This is a genomic window from Ensifer soli (assembly GCF_041928815.1).
Taxonomy (GTDB): Bacteria; Pseudomonadota; Alphaproteobacteria; order Rhizobiales; family Rhizobiaceae; genus JBHFEI01.
In genome coordinates this window covers 467571-489477 of record NZ_JBHFEI010000002.1, presented here as the reverse complement: position 1 = coordinate 489477, position 21907 = coordinate 467571, and the positions used below count along the sequence as shown (strand labels likewise).

Annotated in this window: 19 protein-coding genes and 1 tRNA gene; 9 read left to right on the top strand and 11 right to left on the bottom strand. The window is 66.5% G+C overall.

Annotated elements, in window-relative coordinates; all coding sequences use genetic code 11:
* Positions 1–373 precede the first annotated feature (373 nt).
* Complete coding sequence (locus ACEVQ6_RS04950) at positions 374–2335, top strand: M23 family metallopeptidase (RefSeq protein ID WP_374887784.1); 1962 nt, start codon at positions 374–376, stop codon at positions 2333–2335.
* A gap of 79 nt (positions 2336–2414) precedes the next feature.
* Here the strand turns inward: ACEVQ6_RS04950 and clpB are convergent, their stop codons facing one another.
* From clpB to ACEVQ6_RS04910, 8 genes are all read right to left on the bottom strand, one after another.
* Positions 2415–5021, bottom strand: a complete 2607-nt coding sequence (gene clpB / locus ACEVQ6_RS04945; protein WP_374887783.1) for an ATP-dependent chaperone ClpB — start codon at positions 5019–5021, stop codon at positions 2415–2417.
* A 277-nt stretch (positions 5022–5298) separates the two neighbouring features.
* Complete coding sequence (locus tag ACEVQ6_RS04940) at positions 5299–6207, bottom strand: DUF4167 domain-containing protein (RefSeq protein WP_374887782.1); 909 nt, start codon at positions 6205–6207, stop codon at positions 5299–5301.
* Positions 6208–6875: 668 nt separating this feature from the next.
* Entirely contained in the window at positions 6876–7739 is an 864-nt protein-coding gene (prmC, locus tag ACEVQ6_RS04935) for a peptide chain release factor N(5)-glutamine methyltransferase (protein ID WP_374887781.1), read from the bottom strand.
* Between the two features lie 5 nt (positions 7740–7744).
* The gene (gene prfA / locus ACEVQ6_RS04930) at positions 7745–8827 is read right to left on the bottom strand and encodes a peptide chain release factor 1 (protein ID WP_374887780.1); all 1083 of its coding nucleotides are present in this window, start codon (positions 8825–8827) and stop codon (positions 7745–7747) included.
* 177 nt (positions 8828–9004) lie between these two features.
* Positions 9005–11272, bottom strand: coding sequence for a phosphoenolpyruvate--protein phosphotransferase (gene ptsP, locus ACEVQ6_RS04925; RefSeq protein ID WP_374887779.1), 2268 nt, complete (start codon positions 11270–11272; stop codon positions 9005–9007).
* An 89-nt stretch (positions 11273–11361) separates the two neighbouring features.
* Positions 11362–12615 carry an aspartate kinase gene (locus tag ACEVQ6_RS04920; RefSeq protein WP_374887778.1) on the bottom strand — a complete coding sequence of 418 codons (1254 nt, stop codon included), beginning with the start codon at positions 12613–12615 and terminating at the stop codon, positions 11362–11364.
* A gap of 170 nt (positions 12616–12785) precedes the next feature.
* Complete coding sequence (locus tag ACEVQ6_RS04915) at positions 12786–13496, bottom strand: hypothetical protein (RefSeq protein ID WP_374887777.1); 711 nt, start codon at positions 13494–13496, stop codon at positions 12786–12788.
* A gap of 184 nt (positions 13497–13680) precedes the next feature.
* Positions 13681–13765 (bottom strand) — tRNA-Leu (locus tag ACEVQ6_RS04910).
* Positions 13766–14032: 267 nt separating this feature from the next.
* On the opposite strand from ACEVQ6_RS04910, the gene ACEVQ6_RS04905 reads away from it, so the two are divergent.
* Positions 14033–14620: a YqaA family protein gene (locus ACEVQ6_RS04905; protein WP_374887776.1), complete on the top strand. Its 588-nt coding sequence runs from the start codon at positions 14033–14035 to the stop codon at positions 14618–14620.
* Positions 14621–14638: 18 nt separating this feature from the next.
* On the top strand, positions 14639–15160 hold the full coding sequence (locus ACEVQ6_RS04900; protein WP_374887775.1) for a disulfide bond formation protein B: 522 nt from the start codon (positions 14639–14641) through the stop codon (positions 15158–15160).
* A 60-nt stretch (positions 15161–15220) separates the two neighbouring features.
* Here ACEVQ6_RS04900 and ACEVQ6_RS04895 read toward each other — a convergent pair whose 3' ends face one another.
* On the bottom strand, positions 15221–15778 hold the full coding sequence (locus ACEVQ6_RS04895) for an HNH endonuclease (RefSeq protein ID WP_374887774.1): 558 nt from the start codon (positions 15776–15778) through the stop codon (positions 15221–15223).
* A 91-nt stretch (positions 15779–15869) separates the two neighbouring features.
* Complete coding sequence (locus ACEVQ6_RS04890) at positions 15870–16520, bottom strand: DNA-3-methyladenine glycosylase family protein (protein ID WP_374887773.1); 651 nt, start codon at positions 16518–16520, stop codon at positions 15870–15872.
* A 56-nt stretch (positions 16521–16576) separates the two neighbouring features.
* Here ACEVQ6_RS04890 and gluQRS point away from each other — a divergent pair, with 56 nt between their 5' ends.
* Complete coding sequence (gluQRS, locus tag ACEVQ6_RS04885) at positions 16577–17449, top strand: tRNA glutamyl-Q(34) synthetase GluQRS (RefSeq protein ID WP_374887772.1); 873 nt, start codon at positions 16577–16579, stop codon at positions 17447–17449.
* A gap of 7 nt (positions 17450–17456) precedes the next feature.
* Here the strand turns inward: gluQRS and ACEVQ6_RS04880 are convergent, their stop codons facing one another.
* Complete coding sequence (locus tag ACEVQ6_RS04880) at positions 17457–18371, bottom strand: YihY/virulence factor BrkB family protein (RefSeq protein WP_374887771.1); 915 nt, start codon at positions 18369–18371, stop codon at positions 17457–17459.
* Between the two features lie 125 nt (positions 18372–18496).
* Between ACEVQ6_RS04880 and ACEVQ6_RS04875 the strand changes: the two genes are divergently transcribed.
* The 5 genes from ACEVQ6_RS04875 (at position 18497) to ACEVQ6_RS04855 (ending at position 21891) form a co-directional block, all read left to right on the top strand.
* On the top strand, positions 18497–19330 hold the full coding sequence (locus tag ACEVQ6_RS04875; protein WP_374887770.1) for an SDR family oxidoreductase: 834 nt from the start codon (positions 18497–18499) through the stop codon (positions 19328–19330).
* Positions 19331–19353: 23 nt separating this feature from the next.
* Positions 19354–19551 carry a twin transmembrane helix small protein gene (locus ACEVQ6_RS04870; protein WP_374887769.1) on the top strand — a complete coding sequence of 66 codons (198 nt, stop codon included), beginning with the start codon at positions 19354–19356 and terminating at the stop codon, positions 19549–19551.
* Positions 19552–19557: 6 nt separating this feature from the next.
* Positions 19558–20136, top strand: a complete 579-nt coding sequence (locus tag ACEVQ6_RS04865; RefSeq protein WP_374887768.1) for a cob(I)yrinic acid a,c-diamide adenosyltransferase — start codon at positions 19558–19560, stop codon at positions 20134–20136.
* Between the two features lie 34 nt (positions 20137–20170).
* Positions 20171–20962, top strand: a complete 792-nt coding sequence (locus tag ACEVQ6_RS04860; RefSeq protein ID WP_374887767.1) for a rhomboid family intramembrane serine protease — start codon at positions 20171–20173, stop codon at positions 20960–20962.
* Between the two features lie 179 nt (positions 20963–21141).
* The gene (locus ACEVQ6_RS04855; RefSeq protein ID WP_374887766.1) at positions 21142–21891 is read left to right on the top strand and encodes an electron transfer flavoprotein subunit beta/FixA family protein; all 750 of its coding nucleotides are present in this window, start codon (positions 21142–21144) and stop codon (positions 21889–21891) included.
* Positions 21892–21907: the final 16 nt, after the last annotated feature.

Sequence of the window (21907 nt, the reverse complement as noted above, 5' to 3'; positions counted from 1 at the left end):
TCAAGAAACTTCAGAGCGAGTTCGTCGGTCGCCAGCAGCGCCGCCGCCCTCGTTGGTGAGCGGGTTATAGTCCTACCGACCGCGCCAAGTCAACAGGGTTTTTTAAAAAAATGACAGTTTCCTGACAAAGCCCTGAGCCTTGGGGATTTTGCCTGCATTTCACCCTTGCGCGGAAGGATGTGCGGAGGCGCCTCCACAATTCCGCCCTACCTTGAGCACAATCAGGCCGCCTAGGTGAAGACAAGGCAAACGGCTGCCGGCGCCGATCCCCGCCGCGATTTGACTCGCATCCCGCAAAGATGCACATCTTCGCGCAGGCTGGCTTACCTATAAGGACGAGATCACAGGTGACGACGGGCGTGGCGAAACGGACATGAACATCGACAAGACCATGATCCGCTCCCTCGGCGATACCCCTCCCCTTCTGGCGGATGGGCGCCGGGCCCCCGATCGGCGCGAGCTTTCGCTGCGTTGGTTGTCCGGGACCTTTCTCACGGGCATCACATCAAGCCTTCTCATGGGTGTCGCGCTCTTCGCCGCCCTGGACGGGCGCCAGCAGCTGGCGATCCCCGCCGAGGCCTATGCCTCTATCGACCAGCAGGACGACGCGGAGGCCGAGATCGCCAAGCGGGGCCCGCGCATCCTGTCTCCCTCCGTCGTCGCCAAACCGTCCGACCGGTCGATCATGGACGTGTCGACGATGATCCATGACGGGGAGAAGGAAGTGGTGCGCCGCCGTCCCTTCGCCCATGTGAAGATGGCGCTGGCCGCCAATCACCAGCCGGCGGACAATTATCCCTCCTTCGATCCGCTGGCGATCTTCTCGTCCGACGGCGAGGAGGCGCCCCAGGTCGCGCGCACCGGCACGCTTTACGGTTCCGACGTCGAATCCGAAGTCAGCCTTAAGACCGTCGATTTCCCCGTGAAGGGCGCGCCGCTGAAATTCGCCGACGTGATGTCGCTGAACGAGGTCGAGGAAAACGTCCGCACCAACGGCTCGGTGCTGACCGACGGCAACACCCAGCTCGCCTCGCTCTATTATGTCGATCCGCGCCGCTTCGCGTCCGATGCGGGCGAGCTGGACCTGATCCAGGGCCTGTCGGCCCGCGTGGTCGAGCAGAACATGAGCGTCTCGACCTACGAGAACGTCACCAAGCAGACAGCGGAATATGCCGACGACGTCATTCCCGTCCGCAGCGTCGCGCCGATCGAAACCGTGTTCCTCAATGCCGGCTATGCCAAGACGGATGCGAAGGACATCGCCGGCAACCTCGCCAAGGCGCTCGGGGCCGAAACCCTTTCGGACGGCGACGTGCTGCGCGTCGGGATCATCCAGAAGGGCGAGGAAGCGCATGTCGTGCGCGCCAGCGTCTATTCGAAGGGCGACCACGTCGTCACGATCGCGTTGAACGACAAGGGCCGCTTCGTCGTCGGCAGCGAGCCGACGCAGCTTGCGGCCGTGGCGACCGCCTTCGACGATCTCGGCACACTCTCTGTCCCGCCGGGCCGCGACCTGCCGCGCGTCTATGACGGCATCTACCGGGCGGGCCTCTCCTATGGCATGACCTCAGGCATGGTGGCGCAGATCATCCGGCTTCTCGCCAGCAATGTCGATTTCCAGGCGCAGCTGAAGCCGACCGATTCGCTGGAGGCGTTTTTCTCCGTGCAGGACGACGACGGCAAGGCGACCGACGATTCGGAGCTGCTCTATGTCAATGCCCGGTTCGGCGATGCGGAGACGCGCTTCTACCGCTTCCAGGACCCCGACGACAACAGCATCGACTACTATGACGAGAAGGGAAAGAGCATCCGGCAATTCCTGCTGCGAAATCCCGTGCCGAACGGGCGGTTCAGCTCCGGTTTCGGCATGCGTAGGCATCCGATCCTCGGCTTCTCGCGCATGCATACCGGCGTGGACTGGCGCGCGCCGCGCGGCACGCCGATCATCGCCGCCGGCAACGGCGTCGTCGAAAAGGCCGGCTGGGATTCCGGCGGCTACGGCAACCAGACGCTGATCCGCCACGCCAACGGCTATGTGTCCTCCTACAACCACCAGAGCGCGATTGCCAAGGGCGTGCGCGAGGGGTCGAAGGTGACGCAGGGCCAGGTCATCGGCTGGGTCGGAACGACCGGGCTTTCGACTGGCCCGCATCTGCATTACGAGCTGATGGTCAACGGCAACAAGGTCGACCCCTTGCGCATCCGCCTGCCGGGCGGCAAGTCGCTTGAAGGCGAGACGCTCGCCCGCTTCGAGAAAGAACGCACGCGCATCGACGAATTGCTGACCAAGGACGGCGGCGCGCCGAACGAGGTGGCGACCGCGCGCATCCAGTAGCATGATCTCCGCATCAGACGAAAAAAAGCGCCCGGCCGGAAGCCGGGCGCTTTTTTTTTCGTCGTGATCGACCGTCGGATCAGGCGGCGACCTTGTCGATCGCCTTCCCGCGCGCGAAGATCAGCCGGTCGGAGGCGGACGTGACCTTCACGGTCGAACCATCCTCGATCTCGCCCGACAGGATCTTTTCGGCCAGCGGATCCTGTACGAACTTCTGGATCGCCCGCTTCAGCGGACGCGCACCGTAGACCGGGTCGTAGCCCTTGTCCGCCAGCCAGTTGCGCGCGTCGTCGTCGAGCGTCAGCGTGATCTTGCGATCGGCAAGCAGCGCGCGCAGCCGCACGAGCTGGATGTCGACGATCGCGCCCATCTCGCCGCGCCGCAGCCGGTGGAAGAGGATGATCTCGTCGACGCGGTTGAGGAATTCCGGTCGGAACGCCGTCCGGACGACCCCCATCACCTGCTCGCGCACGCTGTCGCTGTCCTCGTTCTCGCCGAGCGCCGTCAGGTATTCGGCTCCAAGATTCGACGTCATGATGATGATCGTGTTCTTGAAGTCGACGGTCCTGCCCTGCCCGTCCGTCAGCCGCCCGTCGTCGAGCACCTGCAGGAGAACGTTGAACACGTCCGGATGCGCCTTCTCGATCTCGTCGAAGAGAACGACCTGATAGGGCCGGCGGCGGATCGATTCGGTCAGCGCGCCGCCTTCCTCGTAGCCGACATAGCCGGGAGGCGCGCCGATCAGCCGGGCGACGGAGTGCTTCTCCATGTATTCCGACATGTCGAGGCGCATGATCGCCGTCTCGTCGTCGAAGAGAAAGCGCGCCAGCGCCTTGGTCAGCTCGGTCTTGCCGACGCCGGTCGGGCCGAGGAAGATGAACGAGCCGATCGGCCGGTTCGGATCCTGCAGCCCGGCGCGCGAGCGGCGCACGGCACGGGAGACCGCCTGAACGGCGTCGCCCTGGCCGACGACCCACTTCGCCAGATCGTCCTCCATGCGCATCAGCTTGTCGCGCTCGCCCTCCAGCATCTTGTCGACGGGAATGCCGGTCCAGCGCGACACGATATGGGCGATGTTGTCGGGGGTCACCACCTCCTGCACCATCGGATCCACCTTCGTGGCGTCCTGGCCCTCGGCCTCCGCCAGCTCCTTTTCGAGCTTCGGGATCAGCCCGTAGGCAAGCTCGCCGGCGCGCTGGAACTCACCCTTGCGCTGGGCGATCGCCAGGTCGTTGCGGGCTTCGTCCAGCTTGCCCTTGAGCTCCGCGGCGAGGCCGAGCTTCTGCTTCTCCGCCTGCCAGCGCGCCGTCAGCGCATCCGCCTGCTCTTCCAGCGAGGCGAGGTCGAATTCGAGCTTCTCGAGCCGGTCCTTCGAGGCGCGGTCCGTCTCCTTCTTCAAGGCCTCGCGCTCGATCTTCAACTGGATGATGCGACGGTCGAGCTCGTCGAGCTCTTCGGGCTTGGAGTCGACCTGCATGCGCAGGCGCGAGGCCGCCTCGTCCATCAGGTCGATCGCCTTGTCGGGCAGGAAGCGGTCGGTGATGTAGCGGTTGGCGAGCGTCGCGGCGGCGACCAGCGCCGAGTCGGCGATGCGCACCTTGTGATGCTGCTCGTACTTCTCCTTCAGGCCGCGCAGGATCGAGATCGTATCCTCGACCGTCGGCTCCTCGACCATGACCGGCTGGAAACGCCGGGCAAGTGCGGGATCCTTCTCGACATGCTTGCGGTACTCGTCGAGCGTGGTCGCGCCGACGCAGTGCAGTTCGCCGCGCGCGAGTGCCGGCTTCAGGAGGTTCGAGGCGTCCATCGCGCCGTCCGCCTTGCCGGCGCCGACCAGCGTGTGCATCTCGTCGATGAACAGGATGATCTCGCCATTCTCAGCCTGGACCTCGGAAAGAACGGCCTTCAGCCGCTCCTCGAACTCGCCGCGAAACTTCGCGCCCGCGATCAGCGCGCCCATGTCGAGCGCCATCAGCTTCTTGTCCTTCAGGCTTTCCGGCACGTCGCCATTGACGATGCGCAGCGCGAGGCCCTCGGCGATCGCGGTCTTGCCGACGCCGGGCTCGCCGATGAGGACGGGGTTGTTCTTAGTGCGGCGCGAAAGCACCTGGATCGTGCGACGGATCTCGTCGTCGCGGCCGATGACCGGGTCGAGCTTGCCCTCGCGTGCTGCGGCCGTCAGGTCGCGGGCATACTTCTTCAGAGCGTCATATCCCTGTTCGGCGCTGGCGCTGTCGGCGGTGCGGCCTTTGCGCAGGTCGTTGATCGCCTGGTTCAGCGCCTTGGCGGTGACGCCCGCCTTCGTCAGGATCCCGGACGTCGCCGAGGACGTCTCGATCGCCAGCGCGAGCAGCAGCCGCTCGACGGTGACGAAACTGTCGCCGGCCTTCTTGGCGGCCTCCTCTGCGGTGGCGAAGACCTTGGCGAGCGGCTGCGACAACGACAGCGAGCCGTTTCCGCCCGTCACCTTCGGCAGCTTCTTCAGCGCCGCTTCGTTGGCGAGGCGCGCCGCCTTGGCGTCACCACCCGCCCGCTCGATCAGCGACGCGGCCATGCCCTGCTCGTCGTCAAGCAGCACTTTCAGCACGTGTTCCGGCGTGAACTGCGGATGGCCTTCCGCCAGCGCATGGGTCTGCGCCGACTGGAGAAAGCCGCGCACCCGCTCGGAATATTTCTCGATGTTCATCTCTCAACCTCCGTGGCTCGGACGGCCCGTCTTGCGGCACCGGCCGATGATTCAGGATCGGATCCCCTCAAGGCGGCAGACCCGGGCGGCCCACCCTCCCTCTCGCGGAAAAGCGCGCCGTTCATGAGCGAGATATGGGAGGGAAATTCTGCAAATTAAAGAGGCAGAAACCGGGGATTTTCCGCTTGCGACAGGCTGGCGCAGCCAATGAAAAGCGCCGCGGAGGACAGGCCTCCGCGGCGCCGGCAGTCAGGGTTCAAAAGGGATCGGCGGCGCTTTATTCCGCGACCGGCGCCAGTGAGGGCTGCCCGTCCCCGACCGGCTTCGGTTCGCCCTCGCCACCCGCCGCCTCGGCGCCGGCTTCCGCTGTGCGCGGCTGGCGCTTCGGCCTGCCCGGCCCGCGCCGACGGGGCGCTGCCTTCGCCGGCGCTTCCACCGCCTGCTCCTCGATCACGACCTCGGCCGGCGTGCCCTCAATCTCGGGCTGCGGCCCGCTGCCGTCGATGACCGGCTGCGGCTGGACCTTCGCCGCCGCAGCCCTTTCGGCGCGCGGCGTCACCTGGACGACGGGCTGCGGCCGCTCGGCCGGATTGTTCCGCTCGGCCGGATTGGTCCGCTCGGTGGGGCGGCGCTGCTCGGCCTGTGCCGGATGCTGTCCCCGGTCGGACGGCGCACGGTCGCCCTGGGCGCGCTCGGCCAGCTGCGAACCACGGTCCTGTCGGTCATGACGGTCCGCGCGCTGCTCAGCCGGCTGCGGCCGCTCGACGATCACCGGCTGCGGCGTCGTATCGTCGAGGTCCATCTGGTCGCCGTCGTCGGAGAAGCGATCGACGATGTCGCGCTCGACATAATCCTGGCGTTCGTCGCGCTGGAAGCGCTCCTGCATCTGCGCCTGGGCGGCGGCGATGATGCGATTGTAATGTTCGGCGTGCTGGAGATAGTTCTCCGCCATCACCCGGTCGCCGGAACTCTGGGCGTCGCGGGCGAGCGTGGCGTATTTCTCGGCGATATGCTGGGCGGTGCCGCGAATCTTCACGTCCGGACCGGAACTGTCATAGGTCCGGGTGAGCGGATTGGCGCCGCGCCGGTTGTTGTTGTTGCCGCCGCCATTGTTGTTGTTATTGTTGTTCGGGCCACCATTGTTGTTGCGCCCGCGGCCGCGTTTGTTCTGCTGTCCTGGCCTCATCGTTCAATCACCTGAATTCTCTTTTCCTGTTTGCTGATGAAGGGCATCGCCCCGGATGCGGCCGGGCCGGGGACGGTCATCCGTCACCGGCGGTCCTCGTCGGCCGTCCGTCGCGCCTCTCCGCGTCCACACGGGACGGGAGGGCCCGGCAATACCAAACCTTGAACGGATCATGCTCCGGATCCGCGCGGGCAGAGCGCGTTCCTGACGCGCATGTCGGACGACGGTCCGGGCAGTTTCAGCCCTCGATCACCCATGCCGACACTGATCTCCGTGTTCTGAGAAAACCGTTTCCGCACATCAAACACATGAACCGGGCAACAGCGCCGCCACACCGGACGAAGGCCGGCGGATGCGACAGCCTCTGCTGTGCCGCGCCATCCCCGATGCTTCCGACCTCATGGCATGAGGAGGACACCACCGGATGCGATATGCGCAAACTACCAAAGCGCAGACCCTGCGACCGCCGAATTCGCCTTGCCGGTGAAGCATCACGGCCACGGCTATCGGGACTGCGATCTCTTAGGACCACGATCCCCGTCGGACGAGCGAATCTCCTCATGCCCGACGTGCCACCCTGCGCGTAAGAGGACCCTATCCCGCTTCCCCTGCAAATCCAAGCCTTTTCTTCGCTTTGCCTGATCAGGAAGTGTTTTTGCGCGGTTTTCTCAATCAGGCCGCGGAAGGGAAAACAGCAGCGTACGGTCCTGTCCGCCGAGATCGCGCGCCGCATCGCGGCAGACGAAGCCAGCAGCCGAAAACAGACGCGTCACCGCGTCCTTCTGGTCGAAACCGATCTCGACGCCGACGATGCCGCCGTCGGCGAGATGCGCCGCCGCGCCGCGGGCAAGGCTGCGATAGGCATCGAGCCCGTCCTCCCCGCCGTCGAGCGCCGCCATCGGATCATGAAGCCGCACGCCGGGATCGAGCGTCGCGATCACGTCGCGGGCGATATAGGGCGGATTGGAAACAACGATCTCGAAGGTGCCGGCGACCGCCCTGAACCAGTCGCTCTCGATGACCGCGAAGCGATCCGAGACGCCGAGCCGCTGCGCATTGGCCACGGCCGTCCGCAGCGCATCGGCGCAGACATCGACCCCGAGGCCGGTCGCGCCCGGCACTTCGGCGAGCAGCGTCAGGCAGATCGCGCCGGTGCCGGTGCCGAGATCGAGGATCCGGCAGCGGCCGCGTACAGCAAGAATGCCGCGCACATGCGGCAGCAGCCGGTCGACCAGCACCTCGGTGTCCGGGCGCGGTTCGAGCGTGCCCGCGGAAAGGTGAAAACGGCGACCGAAGAATTCCCGCCAGCCGAGAATGCGATGGAGCGGCTCGCCCGCAAGACGCCGCGCCGCCGCGCGGCGCGCGGCATCGACGGCCTCCGTCCCGGCAGGCTCCGCGCCTCCTGTGATCAGTGCCGCTGGCGCAAGATCGAGCAGGCCGGACACCAGAAGCCGCGCCTCGCGCGCGGGTCCCTCGATACCGCCGGCCTGGAAGCGCGCCCGGATCTCGGCGAGAAGCGCATCAAGCGTCACCCGCGTCAGCCCTGGACGGCGCTGAGCTGGGCGAGCTGGTCGGCCTGGAAATCGGCCATCAGCGCGTCGACCACCTCGTCGATCTCGCCCTCCATCATCCGGTCGAGCTTGTAGAGCGTCAGGTTGATGCGATGGTCGGTGAGGCGTCCCTGGGGGAAATTGTAGGTCCGGATGCGCTCGGACCGGTCGCCGGACCCGACCTGGCTCCGGCGCGAGGCCGACCGCTCGCTATCGGCGCGCTGGCGCTCCATGTCGAAGAGGCGCGAGCGCAGCACCTGCATCGCCTTCGCCCTGTTCTGGTGCTGCGACTTCTCCGAGCTCGTGACCACGATCCCCGTCGGCAGATGGGTGATCCGGACCGCCGAATCGGTGGTGTTGACATGCTGGCCGCCCGCGCCGGAGGAGCGCATCGTGTCGATGCGGATGTCTTCCGCGCGCACCTCGATGTCGATCTCCTCGGCCTCCGGCAGCACGGCGACGGTCGCCGCCGAGGTGTGGATGCGCCCGCTCGCCTCGGTGTCCGGAACGCGCTGCACCCGGTGCACGCCGGATTCGAACTTCAGCCGGGCGAAGACGCCGCGTCCGGAGACCGTGGCGATGATTTCCTTGTAGCCGCCGGCGTCGCCCTCGCTGGCCGAGAGCACCTCGACCTTCCAGCCCTTCGCGGCCGCATAACGCTCGTACATGCGGAAAAGGTCGCCGGCGAAAAGGGCCGCCTCGGAGCCGCCCGTGCCGGCGCGGATTTCGAGGATGGCGCTCTTCTCGTCCGCCGCGTCCTTCGGCAGGAGCAGGAGCTGCATCTCCTTCTCCAGTGCCGCGATGCGTTCCTCGGCCTCGGGCTTCTCCATTTCGGCGAGATCGCGCATCTCGCGATCGATCGCCCGGTCCGCCATCAGCACCTCGATCCCCTCGAGGTCGGCGAGCGCCTTCTCATAGGCACGGATCTTGGCGACGATCGGCTGCAGCTCGGCATATTCCGAGGCAAGCTTCACATAGACGTCGGCGGCGGGGCCTTCGGACATGCGGGCCTCGACCTCGCTCAGCCGGCGATCCAGCTCGCGCATCTTCTCGACAGGTAAGGTCGGCACTCCGTCACTCCCTCGGTGGCGCACCATGCGGCCGCCACAGGTCCCGCCGCTTCCGGACACCGGAAGGCAGGCCGTTCGCATCCACGGCCGTCCCTCTAGCCGAACCGCCGGCGCATTTCCAGCCACCGCCGCGCCGACAGAGGCGCGCCGGGCCGAGCCGGGCCGTTCGGGCACGGTTTATACGGGCACCCCGTTCGAAACGGCAAAATCCTTCAGGATCTCGCGCATCGGCACCGTGCTCTTCACATCGTCGAGTGCCTCGGTCATCTCGGCGCAGAGCTTTCCGGCATCGAGCGCGAGCAGCATGGCCTTTACCGGCCCGACGGCGGCAGCCGACATCGACAGCGCGCGGAAGCCGACGCCGATCAGCGCCATCGCCGACAACGGCTTGCTCGCCATCTCGCCGCAGAGCGTCACGCTCGTCTGGTGGCGCTCCCCCGCCCGCGCGATGTCGCGCAGGATGCGCAGGAACGGCCGTCCGAGCACGTCGAACCGGTCGGACACGCGCGCATTGCCACGATCGACGGCCATGGCGAACTGGAAGAGGTCGTTGGAGCCGACCGAGACGAAATCGACCTCGCTCATCAGTTCCTCGAGCTGCCAGAGCAGTGCCGGCACCTCGAGCATCGCCCCGAACTTCAGCGTCTTCGGCAGCTGCTCGCCGAGCTTCGACTGCCGCTGCACTTCCTTCTGCAGCAGTTCCCGCGCGGCGCGCAGTTCGGAGACCTCCGTCACCATCGGCAGCATAACGCGCAGTTCGCGGCCCGCCGCCGCCTTGAGCAGCGCGCGCAGCTGGGTGCGCAGCAGGCCCGGCCGGTCAAGCGACAGCCGGATCGCCCGCCAGCCGAGCGCCGGGTTCTCCTCCTCCGCCGCGCGGAAATAGGGCACGACCTTGTCGCCGCCGATGTCGAGGGTGCGGAAGGTGACGGGCCGGCCGCCGGCCTGCTTCAGCACGCTGCGATAGAAGGCCTCCTGCTCCTCCGCCCTCGGCAGGGTCGAGGCGATCATGAACTGCAGTTCGGTGCGGAACAGGCCGATACCCTCGGCGCCGGATTCGTTCAGTTGCGGCAGGTCGACGAGGAGCCCGGCATTCATCTGCATGCGGATGCGCTGGCCGTCCTTCGTTAGCGGTTCGATGCCGCGCAGCGCCCGGTACTGCTCCTGGCGCCGCGCCCTGAAGCGTACCTTCTCCTCATAGGCGCGCTGCAGGTCGGCCAGCGGCCGCAGATGCACCTTCGCGTCGTCGCCGTCGATGATGATCGCGTCGCGGTTCTCGGCGAGCGCCACGAGCCCGGAGGCCTGGCCGACGACCGGGATGCCCATGGCGCGGGCAACGATCACGACATGGCTCGTCACCGCCCCTTCCTCGAGCGCCAGCCCGCGGACATTCTCGCGCGGATAGTCGAGCAGTTCCGCCGCACCCATGGCGCGGGCGACGATGATGGCGTCCGTCGGAAAGCCGCTGCCGGTCATGTTGGCGCCGTAGCCGGTCAACTGCCGCAGGAGCCGGTTGGCGAGGTCGTCGAAATCATGCATGCGCTCGCGCAGATACGGGTCCGTCATGCGCAGCATGCGCGCCTTGGTCTCGCTCTGCACACGCTCGACCGCGGCCTCCGCCGTCAGCCCGTTGCGGATCGCCTCCTCAAGCTTGCGCACCCAGCCCCGGTCATGGGCGAACATGCGGTAGGCTTCGAGCACGGCGCGGTGCTCGCCCTCCATCGACACCTCGCGCCGCGACAGCATGTCGTCGATCGAGATGCGCAGGCTGCCGAGCGCCTCGGCCAGCCGCTTCAGTTCCAGTTCGCTGTCGTCGTTCAGGAGGTTGGTGACGACGATGCGCGGCTCGTGGAGCACGACATAGCCGAGGCCGATGCCGTCATTGTAGCCGTTGCCCTCGATCGAGACCGGCCGCGACAGGTCGAGTTCGAGCCCGGGCTTGGTCAGCTTCTTCAGCTCGCCCGTCGCCACCATCTCGGCGAGAACCATGGCGGTCGTCTCAAGCGCCTCGATCTCGTCGTCGCGATACGTGCGGCTCGCCTTGTTCTGCACGACGAGAACGCCGAGCGCGCGGCCGGTGCGCAGGATCGGCACGCCGAGGAAGGAATGATAGATCTCCTCGCCCGTCTCCGGCAGGTAGGTGAAGGCCGGATGGGCCTGCGCGTCGGAAAGGTTGAGCGGCTGGGCGCTGGCGGCGATCGTGCCGACGAGGCCCTGCCCCATCTTCAATTGCGCCAGGTGGACGGAGTCCTTGTTGAGGCCTTCCGTCGCATAGAGTTCGAGAACGCCGTCCGAGCGAAGAACATAGACCGAGCAGACCTCGGCCACCATGTTGCTGGCGATCTGGCGGACGATCTGGTCAAGACGCTCCTGCGGCTCGAGCGGCTCCGCCATCAGTTCGCGCAGCCGCCTCAGAAGGACACGTGGACCCGCAGAGAGGTCTCTCATCGCGCGGCATCTCCCCGATCATCAATGGTCCCCGGATCCGGCCCTGCCATCGCGCCGGATCTTTTCTCGGGCGCGGACGAACCGGTTTCCTACTTTTTATCGAGGCCGTAGACGGAATGCAAAGTGCGAACCGCCAATTCGGCGTAGGGGCCGTCGATCAGGATGGAAATCTTGATCTCGGACGTGGTGATCGCCTTGATGTTGATGCCCTTTTCGGCGAGCGCCCGGAAGGCGGTCGCCGCCACCCCGGCATGGCTGCGCATGCCGATGCCGATGACCGAGACCTTGACCAGCCCTGATTCGTTCTGGACCACGTCGAAGCCGATCTTCTCCTTCGACGCGTTCAGCACGGAGAGCGCCTTGTCGACGTCGCCGGAGGGGACGGTGAAGGTCATGTCGGTCTTGGACCCGTCCTCGGAAATGTTCTGGACGATCATGTCGACGTTGATGTGCGCTTCCGCCAGCGGGCCGAAGATGGCGGCGGAGACGCCCGGCCGGTCGGCAAGGCGCCGGAGCGAAATCTGCGCCTCGTCCTTGGCGTAGGCGATGCCGGTGACGACTTCCTGTTCCACGATCTCATCCTCATCACAAATCAGCGTGCCGGGCGGGTTCAGCACATCACCCATGCCCGGCGCATCGGGGTCTTCGAAACTGGAGCGCACGAAGGTGCGGACCTTGAACACCATGGCGAGCTCGACCGAGCGCACCTGCAGCACCTTGGCGCCGAGGGACGCCATTTCGAGCATTTCCTCGAAGGCGACCTTCTTCAGGCGCCGCGCCTTCGGCTCGATGCGCGGGTCGGTCGTATAGACACCGTCGACGTCGGTATAGATGTCGCAGCGATCCGCCTTCACGGCGGCGGCGATCGCGACGGCCGACGTGTCCGATCCGCCGCGCCCGAGTGTCGCGATGCGGTTGTCGGGGCCGAGCCCCTGGAAGCCGGCGATGACGGCGACCTGGCCCTCGCCGAAGCGGCGGATGAGTTCGGTCCCGTCGATCTCCAGGATACGGGCGGCGCCATGGGCATTGTCGGTGCGGATCGGGATCTGCCAGCCCTGCCAGGAGCGGGCATTGATGCCGATGTGCTGGAGGGCGATGGCCAGCAGGCCGGACGTCACCTGTTCGCCGGAGGCGACGACGGCATCGTATTCGCGCGCGTCGTGCATCGGCGAGGCGTCGCGCGTCCAGGCGACCAGTTCATTGGTCTTGCCGGACATGGCCGAGACGACCACGGCCACCTCGTGGCCGGCATCGACCTCGCGTTTCACATGGCGGGCGACATTCCTGATGCGATCCATATCCGCGACGGACGTGCCGCCGAACTTCATCACGATGCGTGCCATGTCGAATTCCGGTATCGGTTTCCGGCCGCGAGCAAGATGCGCGGCCGTCGGTGAAGTCTTCCGGTCGACGGCGGCGCTGCCTGTTCAGACCGCGCCCGTGTGCCGGAAGTTGCGGCGTCTCATATCCAAAAGACATCCGTCAGGCAATGGCAGGCGAAAGGCGGGGCCCATTACGGCCGCAGCGACGCGACGTCCGGCCGGGCGGCATCGATGTACTGGCGCGCGAGCAGGAGCGCGACATAGGTGACGGCGAAGGACTGGACGAGGGTCAGAAGAAGAAAACCGGCCGTCAGGGCAATGTTCAGGCGCCCGCCCGCGAAAAAAAGCAGCCCGGCGTCTCCGGGAAACGACAGAATGACGGCGAGCGTCAGCACGAGCGGGACGACCAAGGCGAGGGCGATCCTGAAGAACCGGGACAGGAACCCCACTTTTCCCCGGGAGATCGCGGACGAAAGGCTGGAGGCGTGGCCGTGGATCGCCGCCGGCAGCCATGTGCCCGCAAGGGCGAGCACCGCAGCCTGCGCGCCTACAAAGAGGACAGCGAAGACTACGACGAACAACAGGCTTTTCGCGGAAAATCCAAGACCCAGGATCACCGCGAGGGACACGACCGCGGACACGGACAGCGCCAAAAACACCGTCACGATATATCTCAGCATGTGAGAGACAAGGCCGGTCTGCGGGCGGACGCCGAAGATTCGATTGAGCTTCGAGAGGTCGACATTGAAAATCTCCGCCTTCTGAACCATGAACGTCAGGAGGTGAAACATGACAATGCTTGCCTCTCCGAACGAGTCGAGAGCGGGAAATATTTCCGGAATTGTCACCGTGAGAAGAAGAAGCGCATTCAGGCCCAGATAGGTCCCGACATTGCGCAGCATGAAATGAAATGTTCGCAAAAACAAAGCCGTCTCCGGAGGATGCGATCACGTATTGCAGGCGGTCGGCCTCCCGGCGCGAAGGAGGACCCCTCGTGCATCGTGTCGCGTAGATTCGTTCATGACGTCATGATCTGCACCGGCGCCACGGAGCGCGCATTGAAATCACTGCATGAGAAAAATAAACTGGTGCGGGTGGTCGGGGTCGAACCGACACTCCTTTCGGAACCGGATTTTGAGTCCGGCGCGTCTACCAATTCCACCACACCCGCACGGCCGCCCGCAAGGGCGGTTCCCCGCGTGTACACGAAGGGTTTCACTGCGGTCAACCGGGTTTTTCCGGCCTGCCGGCACGGCGTCACGAAAGCGTGAGACCGCGTCCCGACGGTGCCGTTTACAGACCGGCCAAAGGCGCCTAAAGCGGTCGCCGTTAAACCGGGATTCACGCAAGACGGCCTAACATCGTCCTGCCGCCGACGCGCGCCGTCATACCGACCGGTGCCGGTCGCCCTCTTGAGCCTGAGAACGACGGAACCGCCATGCTACGCCGCCTCTACGACTGGACCATGTCGCTCGCCGCGCGTAAATCCGCCGAGGTCTGGCTTGCCGTCATCGCCTTCGTCGAAAGCTCCTTCTTCCTCGTGCCGGCCGACGTCCTCTTCCTGCCGATGGCCCTGTCGCGCCCCGAACGGGCCTGGCGCTATGCGATCGTGGCGACGATCTTCTCCGTGCTCGGCGGCATCGCCGGCTGGTATATCGGCCACTACGCCTTCGAGGCGATCGCGGCCCCCGTCCTCGAATTCTACGGCAAGCTCGACACGTTCGAGGCGCTCAAGGTCTCCGTCGGCTATGAAACCCTGCTGCTCCTGCTCGTCACGTCGGGCCTGTCCCACCTGCCGCCGATCAAGGTGGTGACGATCCTTGCCGGGGCCATGGGGGTCAATCTCGGCCTGTTCATCGTCTCGGCGATCGTCGCGCGCGGCGCGCGCTTCCTGCTCCTCGCCTGGCTCTTGCGCAATTACGGCGAGAACATCCGCCACTTCATCGAGAAGCGGCTCGGCATGATCGCGGGCGTCGCCTGCGCGGTGCTGATCGTCGCCTTCGCCGCCTACCGCGTCTTCGCCTGACGGCGCATCGGAGTTCCCATGGCTTCCCCCTCCTTCGACCGCCTCGCCGCCTATCCTGTGACCGCCTCCGCCGTCTTGGTGACGCTCGGCATGGCGGCAACCGTCGGCGGCGCGCTCGCCTTCGAGCATCTCGGCGGCTACATCCCCTGCGCGCTCTGCCTGATGCAGCGCACGCCCTATTACTGGGGCATCCCGCTCGGCCTGCTCGCCGTCATCAGCGCGGCGGCGCGCCTGCCGAAGGGCGTGACCCGCGCGCTCCTCGCCGTGATCGGCATCCTGATGCTGGTCGGCGCCGGCATGGGCGTCTACCACGCCGGGGTCGAATGGCATTTTTGGGAAGGCCCGGCCAGTTGCGCCACCACGGCGCAGGGCGTGTCGAGCAATGTCGGCGATCTCCTCTCCGATCTCGACAGCAAGCACGGCCCCTCCTGCACCGATGCGGCGCTGCGCGTCCTCGGCCTGTCCTTCGCCGGCTGGAACGTGATCGCGAGCCTCGTCCTCGCGGCGATCGCCTTCAGGGGTGCGACCGCCCGTCGCTGAACGCGAATACGCCACCCCGACGGGGGTGACGCATCATATTGCCGCAGAACCTGAACGGGATCAGGGCTGCAGCTCGACATCCCAGTAGAGATAGTCCATCCAGCTCTCGTGGAGATAATTCGGCGGGAACAGCCGGCCGTTGTTGTGCAGGTCCTGCACGGTCGGATGGTAGGGCTTCTGGCTCGGAAACATGGCGGCCTGGCGCGGTAGCTTGCCGCCCTTGCGCAGATTGCAGGGCGAGCAGGCGGCGACCACGTTCTCCCAGGTGGTCTCGCCGCCGCAGCAGCGCGGGATCACGTGGTCGAAGGTCAGGTCCTCCTTCGAGCCGCAATACTGGCATTCGAACCGGTCGCGCAGGAAGACGTTGAACCGGGTGAACGCCGGATGGCGCGAGGGCTGTACATAGCTCTTCAGGCAGACCACGCTCGGCAGCTTCATCGAGAAGCTCGGCGACGAGACGGCCTGATCGTATTCGGCGATGATGGTCACGCGGTCGAGAAACACGGCCTTGATCGCATCCTGCCAGGACCACAGCGACAGGGGATAGTAGCTCAGAGGCCGATAGTCCGCGTTCAGCACGAGCGCCGGGAGGGCCTGCGGGGACACTGCAATCGTCAATCGACTCTCCTGATCGATTCGGCTTCCACCACCAGATATAGGGAGTGCGTTGCAACATGATTGTGAAGCCGGATCGGAAGGTCCTGCTTTTTCATGGCGCTGTCAAGGCAACGGGACCACGGGCCATGGCATGGGCGTAATAGCTCCAGAAGAGCCTGGCGGCGACGCTGCGCCACGGCGCCCAGACCCCGGCTGCGCTGGCGAGATCGCGCACAGAAGGCCGGTCGGCAAGGCGAAAGCCGTGCTGCACGGCACGCCTGAGCGCGACATCGCCGGCCGGGAAGATGTCGGGATGACCGGCGCAGGTCAGAAGATAGACCTCCGCCGTCCAGGGGCCGATGCCGTCGAGCGCCGTCAGTTCCGCCCTCGCGACAGCCTCAGGCACACGGCAGATCCGGTCGAGATCGATTTCCTCCTCGACACAAGCTGTAGCGGCGGCACGAAGTGCCCGGGCCTTGGCGCGGGAGAGGCCGGCACGCGCCGCGTCCGGTTCGCCAAGGCCCGCGAGCGTCTCCGCATCGATCGTGCCGAAGACCGCCTCGAGCCGCGCCCAGATCGCTTGCGCGCTCGCCCGCGACACCATCTGCCCGACGATGATGCGGGCAAGCCCGGCATAGCCCGGCGGGGAGCGGCGCAGCGGCACCGGACCGGCAGCCTCGAAAACCGGTTCGAGGCGCGGGTCGAGGCGGAGCAGCGCCGCCAGTCCGTCCGCGATATCCCCCTCCGTCGCGATGATCCGCATTCCGTTCCCTCATGGCCGATGGTGACGGCCGCCGCCGTTCATGGCATGGGATCATCATGCACGCAGTCCCCGCACCGCAACCCGTTTTCCGCTTCGCGCCCAGCCCGAACGGCCACCTGCACCTCGGCCACGCCTTGTCCGCGCTGACCAATGCGGGGATGGCCCATGCGGCAGGCGGCCGCCTGCTGCTGCGCATCGAGGATATCGACCTCGCCCGCTGCCGGCCGGCCTACGAGGCGGCGATCGTCGAGGACCTGCGCTGGCTCGGCATCGCCTGGGAGGAGCCGGTGCGGCGCCAGAGCGCCCATTTCGACGTCTACCGGCAGGCCTTCGAGCAGCTTCGCGCGGCGGGCCTCGTCTATCCCGCCTTCCTGACGCGGGGCGAGGTCCGGGGTGCCGTCCAAGGCATCGACTGGCCGCATGATCCGGACGGCGCCCCGCACTATCCGCCGCATGATCGGCAGCGCCCGGAGGCCGAGCGCGCAGACCTCCTCGCCGAGGGCCGGCCGCATGCATGGCGGCTCGACATGGAGGCGGCGCTCGCCCGGGCCGGCTTCGAATTGTTCTGGACGGAAGGCGGGATCGGGCCCGGCGATCCGGACCGTTCCGTCCACGCCGACCCCGGCGCCTGGGGAGACGTGGTGCTGATGCGGCCGGACGGTGCGCCGAGCTACCATCTCGCGGTCACCGTCGACGATGCCCTGCAGGGCGTCACCGACGTGGTGCGCGGCCGCGATCTCTACCACGCGACCTCCGTACACCGGCTGCTGCAGGCGCTGCTCGCGCTTCCCGCCCCGCGCTACCGCCATCACCGGCTGATGCTCGCCGCCGACGGGCGAAAGCTCTCGAAGAGCAACGGCGACACTGCGCTTTCTGCACTGCGCGCCAGGGGATGGACGCCAGAGGACGTGTGCGCCGCCCTTCGCTGACCTTTTTTTACTGCGCCGCCTTGAGCCTGGCTTCCTCGTCGTGATCGCCGGCGCGCCGGCGCCCGCGCAGGCTGGACAGCACCAGCCGCTTCACCTTGAACTTCATGATCGCGGCGTTGAACTCCGCGCCGATGATGAAGATCGCGCCGAGCATGTAGAGGAAGACGAGCGCCACCATGATCGAGGCGAGGCCGGCATAGGTGGAGACGTAATTGGCGAAGCTCGCGAGGTAGGAGGCGAACCCATAGGCGCCGACCGTCCAGAAGGCGAGCGTCAGCAGGATGCCGGGGACGACGTCCATCACCTTGCGCCGGCCGGCGGGCAGCCAGAGATGGGAAACGAACAGGCCGGCGACCAGCAGCAGGATGACGCCGGCGAGGCCCCAGCTGTCCACCACTTCGAGCACCGTCGAAAGCTGCGGCACCCATTTCTCCGCATAGGTCACCGCCAGCGGCACCGCGACGAGCAGTACGCTGACCATGGCGAGGATCAGAACGCCGGCGATGACGAAGCCGAGGCTTGCGAGCCGCGTGCGGTACCAGGCGCGCGTCTCGGCGACCCGGTAGGCCCGGTTCAGCGAGACGCGCAGCGCCTCGACGCCGTTCGAGGCGAAATAGGCCGCCGCCAGCACCGAGACCGTCAGCAGGCCGCCGCGCGGGATGGTCAGCACCTGCACCACCTCGCGGGAAATCGGCTCGGCGATCGATTCGGGCCAGGAGTCGAAGATCAGGTGCACGGCGGTGTCGGCGAACTGGTCGGCGCCGAGAAAACTCGCCATCGCTGTGCCGAAGATGAGGAAGGGAAACATCGCCAGCAGCAGCGACAGCGCCACATGGCTGGCCATCGCCCAGCCGTCGTCCTCGCTGAAATGCCAGAGGGCGTCGAAGGTCACCTTCCAGGCGATGCGAAGGATTGCCGGCATTCTGTCTCCATCGTCGTCAGCATGGCATCGACATCATCGAGCCCGGCGATTGTGACGCAATTGCTTTCCATCACCCGCATCAATATGGGATGGAGGATAGCGATTTCCACAGGGAACGCCGCCCGATGGCCGTCATACGCAGCATTATCGTTACCGGATGCTCCTCGGGCATCGGCGCGCATTGCGCACGTGCGCTGAAGACCGAGGGCTGGCGCGTTTTCGCCACCGTCCGCCGGCAGGAGGACCGGGCGGGCCTCGAGGCGGAGGGGATCGAGACCTTCCTGATGGACTACACCGACGGCGACAGCATTGCCCGCCTCGTCGCCGACGTCATGGAACGCACCGGCGGCAGGCTCGACGCCCTGTTCAACAACGGCGCCTACGGGCAGGCCGGCGCCGTGGAGGACCTGCCGGTCGAGGCGCTGCGGCTGCAGCTGGAAACCAACGTCGTCGGCTGGCACGACCTGACACGCCGGATCGTCCCGGTGATGCGCCGGCAGGGCCATGGCCGCATCGTCCAGTGCTCCTCCATCCTCGGCATCGTTCCCTATCGCTGGCGCGGCGCCTACAATGCCTCGAAATTCGCGCTCGAGGGCCTGACGCTGACCCTGCGCATGGAGCTTGAGGGCAGCGGCATCCATGTCAGCCTGATCGAGCCCGGCCCGATCGCCTCGCGCTTCATGGCCAACAGCCTCACCCATATCGAGCGCCACATCGATGTCGCGGGCTCGGTGCACCGGGCCGAATACGAGCGGCAGCTGCGCCGCCTCAGGGGCGAGAGCGGACCGGCGCGCGGCAAGCTCGGGCCGGAGGCGGTGCATGCGGTGCTGCGCCATGCGCTAACGGCAAAAACGCCGAAGCCGCACTATATCGTGACAACACCGGCGCGGCAGGGCGCGCTTCTGAAGAAGCTCCTGCCGGCCTCCCTCTTCTACCGGCTGATCGGCCGCCTCGGCTGACGGCCCAGACCAAGGACAACCGCATGACCTCCTTCCTCACCTTCCTGACATTGCTCGTCATGGGCCTCGTCGCGCTCGTCCTCGTCCGCGGCCTCGTCAACATGGGCAAGGGCGGCGACGCCAACCTCTCCAACAAACTGATGCAGGCGCGCGTGCTGCTGCAGGCGGTCGCGATCGCGCTGATCATGCTGACGCTCTGGATCACCGGCGGGGGGCGCTGAGAACCGATGGTCAAGCTCAACAAGATCTACACGCGCACCGGCGACGACGGCACGACCGGCCTGGTCGACGGGCCGCGCCGCCCGAAGCACGACATCCGCGTCGAGGCCTACGGCACCGTCGACGAGACCAACGCTCTGCTTGGCCTCGTCCGCCAGTCGACGGCGGGCGCAGATCCGGTCGACGCGATGCTGATGCGCATCCAGAACGACCTCTTCGACCTCGGCGCCGATCTTGCGACGCCCGACACCGGCAAGCCTCCCGCCTATGAGCCACTGCGTATCGTGCAGAGCCAGGTCGAGCGGCTGGAGCGGGAAATCGACCTGCTGAACGCCGAGCTTTCCCCCCTCACCTCCTTCGTGCTGCCGGGCGGCAGCGCCGCCTCGGCCGCGCTGCATGTCGCCCGCACCGTCGCGCGGAGGGCGGAGCGCCAGATGGTGGCGCTCGCGGCGAGTGAGGGAGAGACGGTCAGTGCCGCAGCGCTCGCCTATATCAACCGGCTGTCGGATTTCCTCTTCGTCGCCGGCCGCTACATGAATGAAAAAGGCGCAAGCGACGTCCTTTGGGTTCCCGGGAAAAACAGATAGGGTCGCCCGGGCTCAAAAGGGGAATCGGTGCCAGATGTTCGTACCGCTGCATGACGCGAACAACCTGAAACACATCCGGGCGCAATATGTGACGATCGGGCTGATCGTCGTCAATCTCGTCGTCTGGCTGGTGACCGGCCCGATCGCCAGCGATGCGACCGCCAATGCCGCGATCCTCGGCCTTGGCTTCATTCCGGCCGTCGCCTTCGACTATGCCGACCTCGCGCCGAACATGGTGCTGGTGCCGGGATGGGCCAACTACGTTACCTATGCCTTCCTGCATGGCGACTACATGCATATCGGCACCAACATGCTGTTCCTCTGGGTGTTCGGCGACAATATCGAGGACGCGCTCGGCCATGTGCGCTTCCTCCTCTTCTATCTCGCCTGCGCGGCGGCCGGGGCGCTGGTGCACGGCCTCGTCAACCCGGCGTCCGAGGCCCCCTTGATCGGCGCGTCGGGCGCGGTCTCGGGCGTGGTCGCCGCCTATCTGCTGCTGCACCCGAAGGTGCGCGTCTGGGTGCTGGTGCTGTTCCGCTTTCCGCTGCCGCTGCCGGCGATCCTGCCGCTCGCCTTCTGGATCGGCCAGCAGTTCTACATGCTCGCCGTCGACGGCGGCAGCGGCGTTTCCTGGGGCGCCCATGTCGGCGGCATCCTCGCCGGCGCGCTCCTCGTCGTCGTGCTGCGCCGTCCGGGCGTGCCGCTGTTCGACCGGGCGATCGTCACGCCGAAGGCGGTGGTGCATGACAGGCCGGCACTGCCGGTCCTGCCTGCAGGCCGCCCGGACGCGGTTCCGCCGCGCTCGCCCTGGGGCCGGCCGGGCTGACGGCCGCCGCCGGCATCGCCTCATGCGCAATTGTCATGGGCCTGCGGAAACGATGTCGTCTTTGTCGCCGCCGAACGATTGAAATCGGCCGAAATTCGCGTATCGATGTCGCCAACCGACCATCGGGCACGCCCCGGCGCGGGCATGTTCCAGCCTAGATCGAGTGAAGGATTCAACCCATGAAAATTCTGGTGACGGTGAAGCGGGTCGTCGACTACAACGTGAAGATCCGCGTCAAGACGGACGGGACGGGCGTCGAGCTCGCCAATGTCAAGATGTCGATGAACCCGTTCGACGAGATCTCCGTCGAGGAGGCGCTGCGGCTCAGGGAAGCCGGCAAGGCCTCCGAGGTGGTCGTCGTCTCGGTCGGCCCGGCCAAGGCCGAGGAGACGCTGCGCACCGCGCTCGCCATGGGCGCCGACCGGGCGATCCTCGTCGAGACCGACGCCGCCGTCGAGCCGCTCGCCGTCGCCAAGATCGTCAAAGGCGTGGCCGAGGCCGAACAGCCCGGCCTCGTCATCGTCGGCAAGCAGGCGATCGACGACGACAGCAACCAGACCGGCCAGATGCTCGCCGCCCTTCTCGGCTGGGGCCAGGGCACCTTCGCCTCGAAGATCGAGATCGGCGAGACGGGCGCCACCGTCACGCGCGAGGTCGACGGCGGGCTCCAGACCGTCGCGCTTTCGCTTCCCGCCGTCGTCACCTCGGACCTGCGCCTCAACGAACCGCGCTACGCCTCGCTGCCCAACATCATGAAGGCGAAGAAGAAGCCGCTCGAAAAGAAGACGCCGGCCGATTTCGGCGTCGACACCAGCCCGCGCCTGACCGTGCTGAAGACCGAGGAGCCGGAAGGCCGCAAGGCCGGCGTCAAGGTCAAGTCGGTGGCCGAACTGGTCGAGAAGTTGAAGACCGAAGCCGGCGTCCTCTAAGCGAAGCCATCAGGGA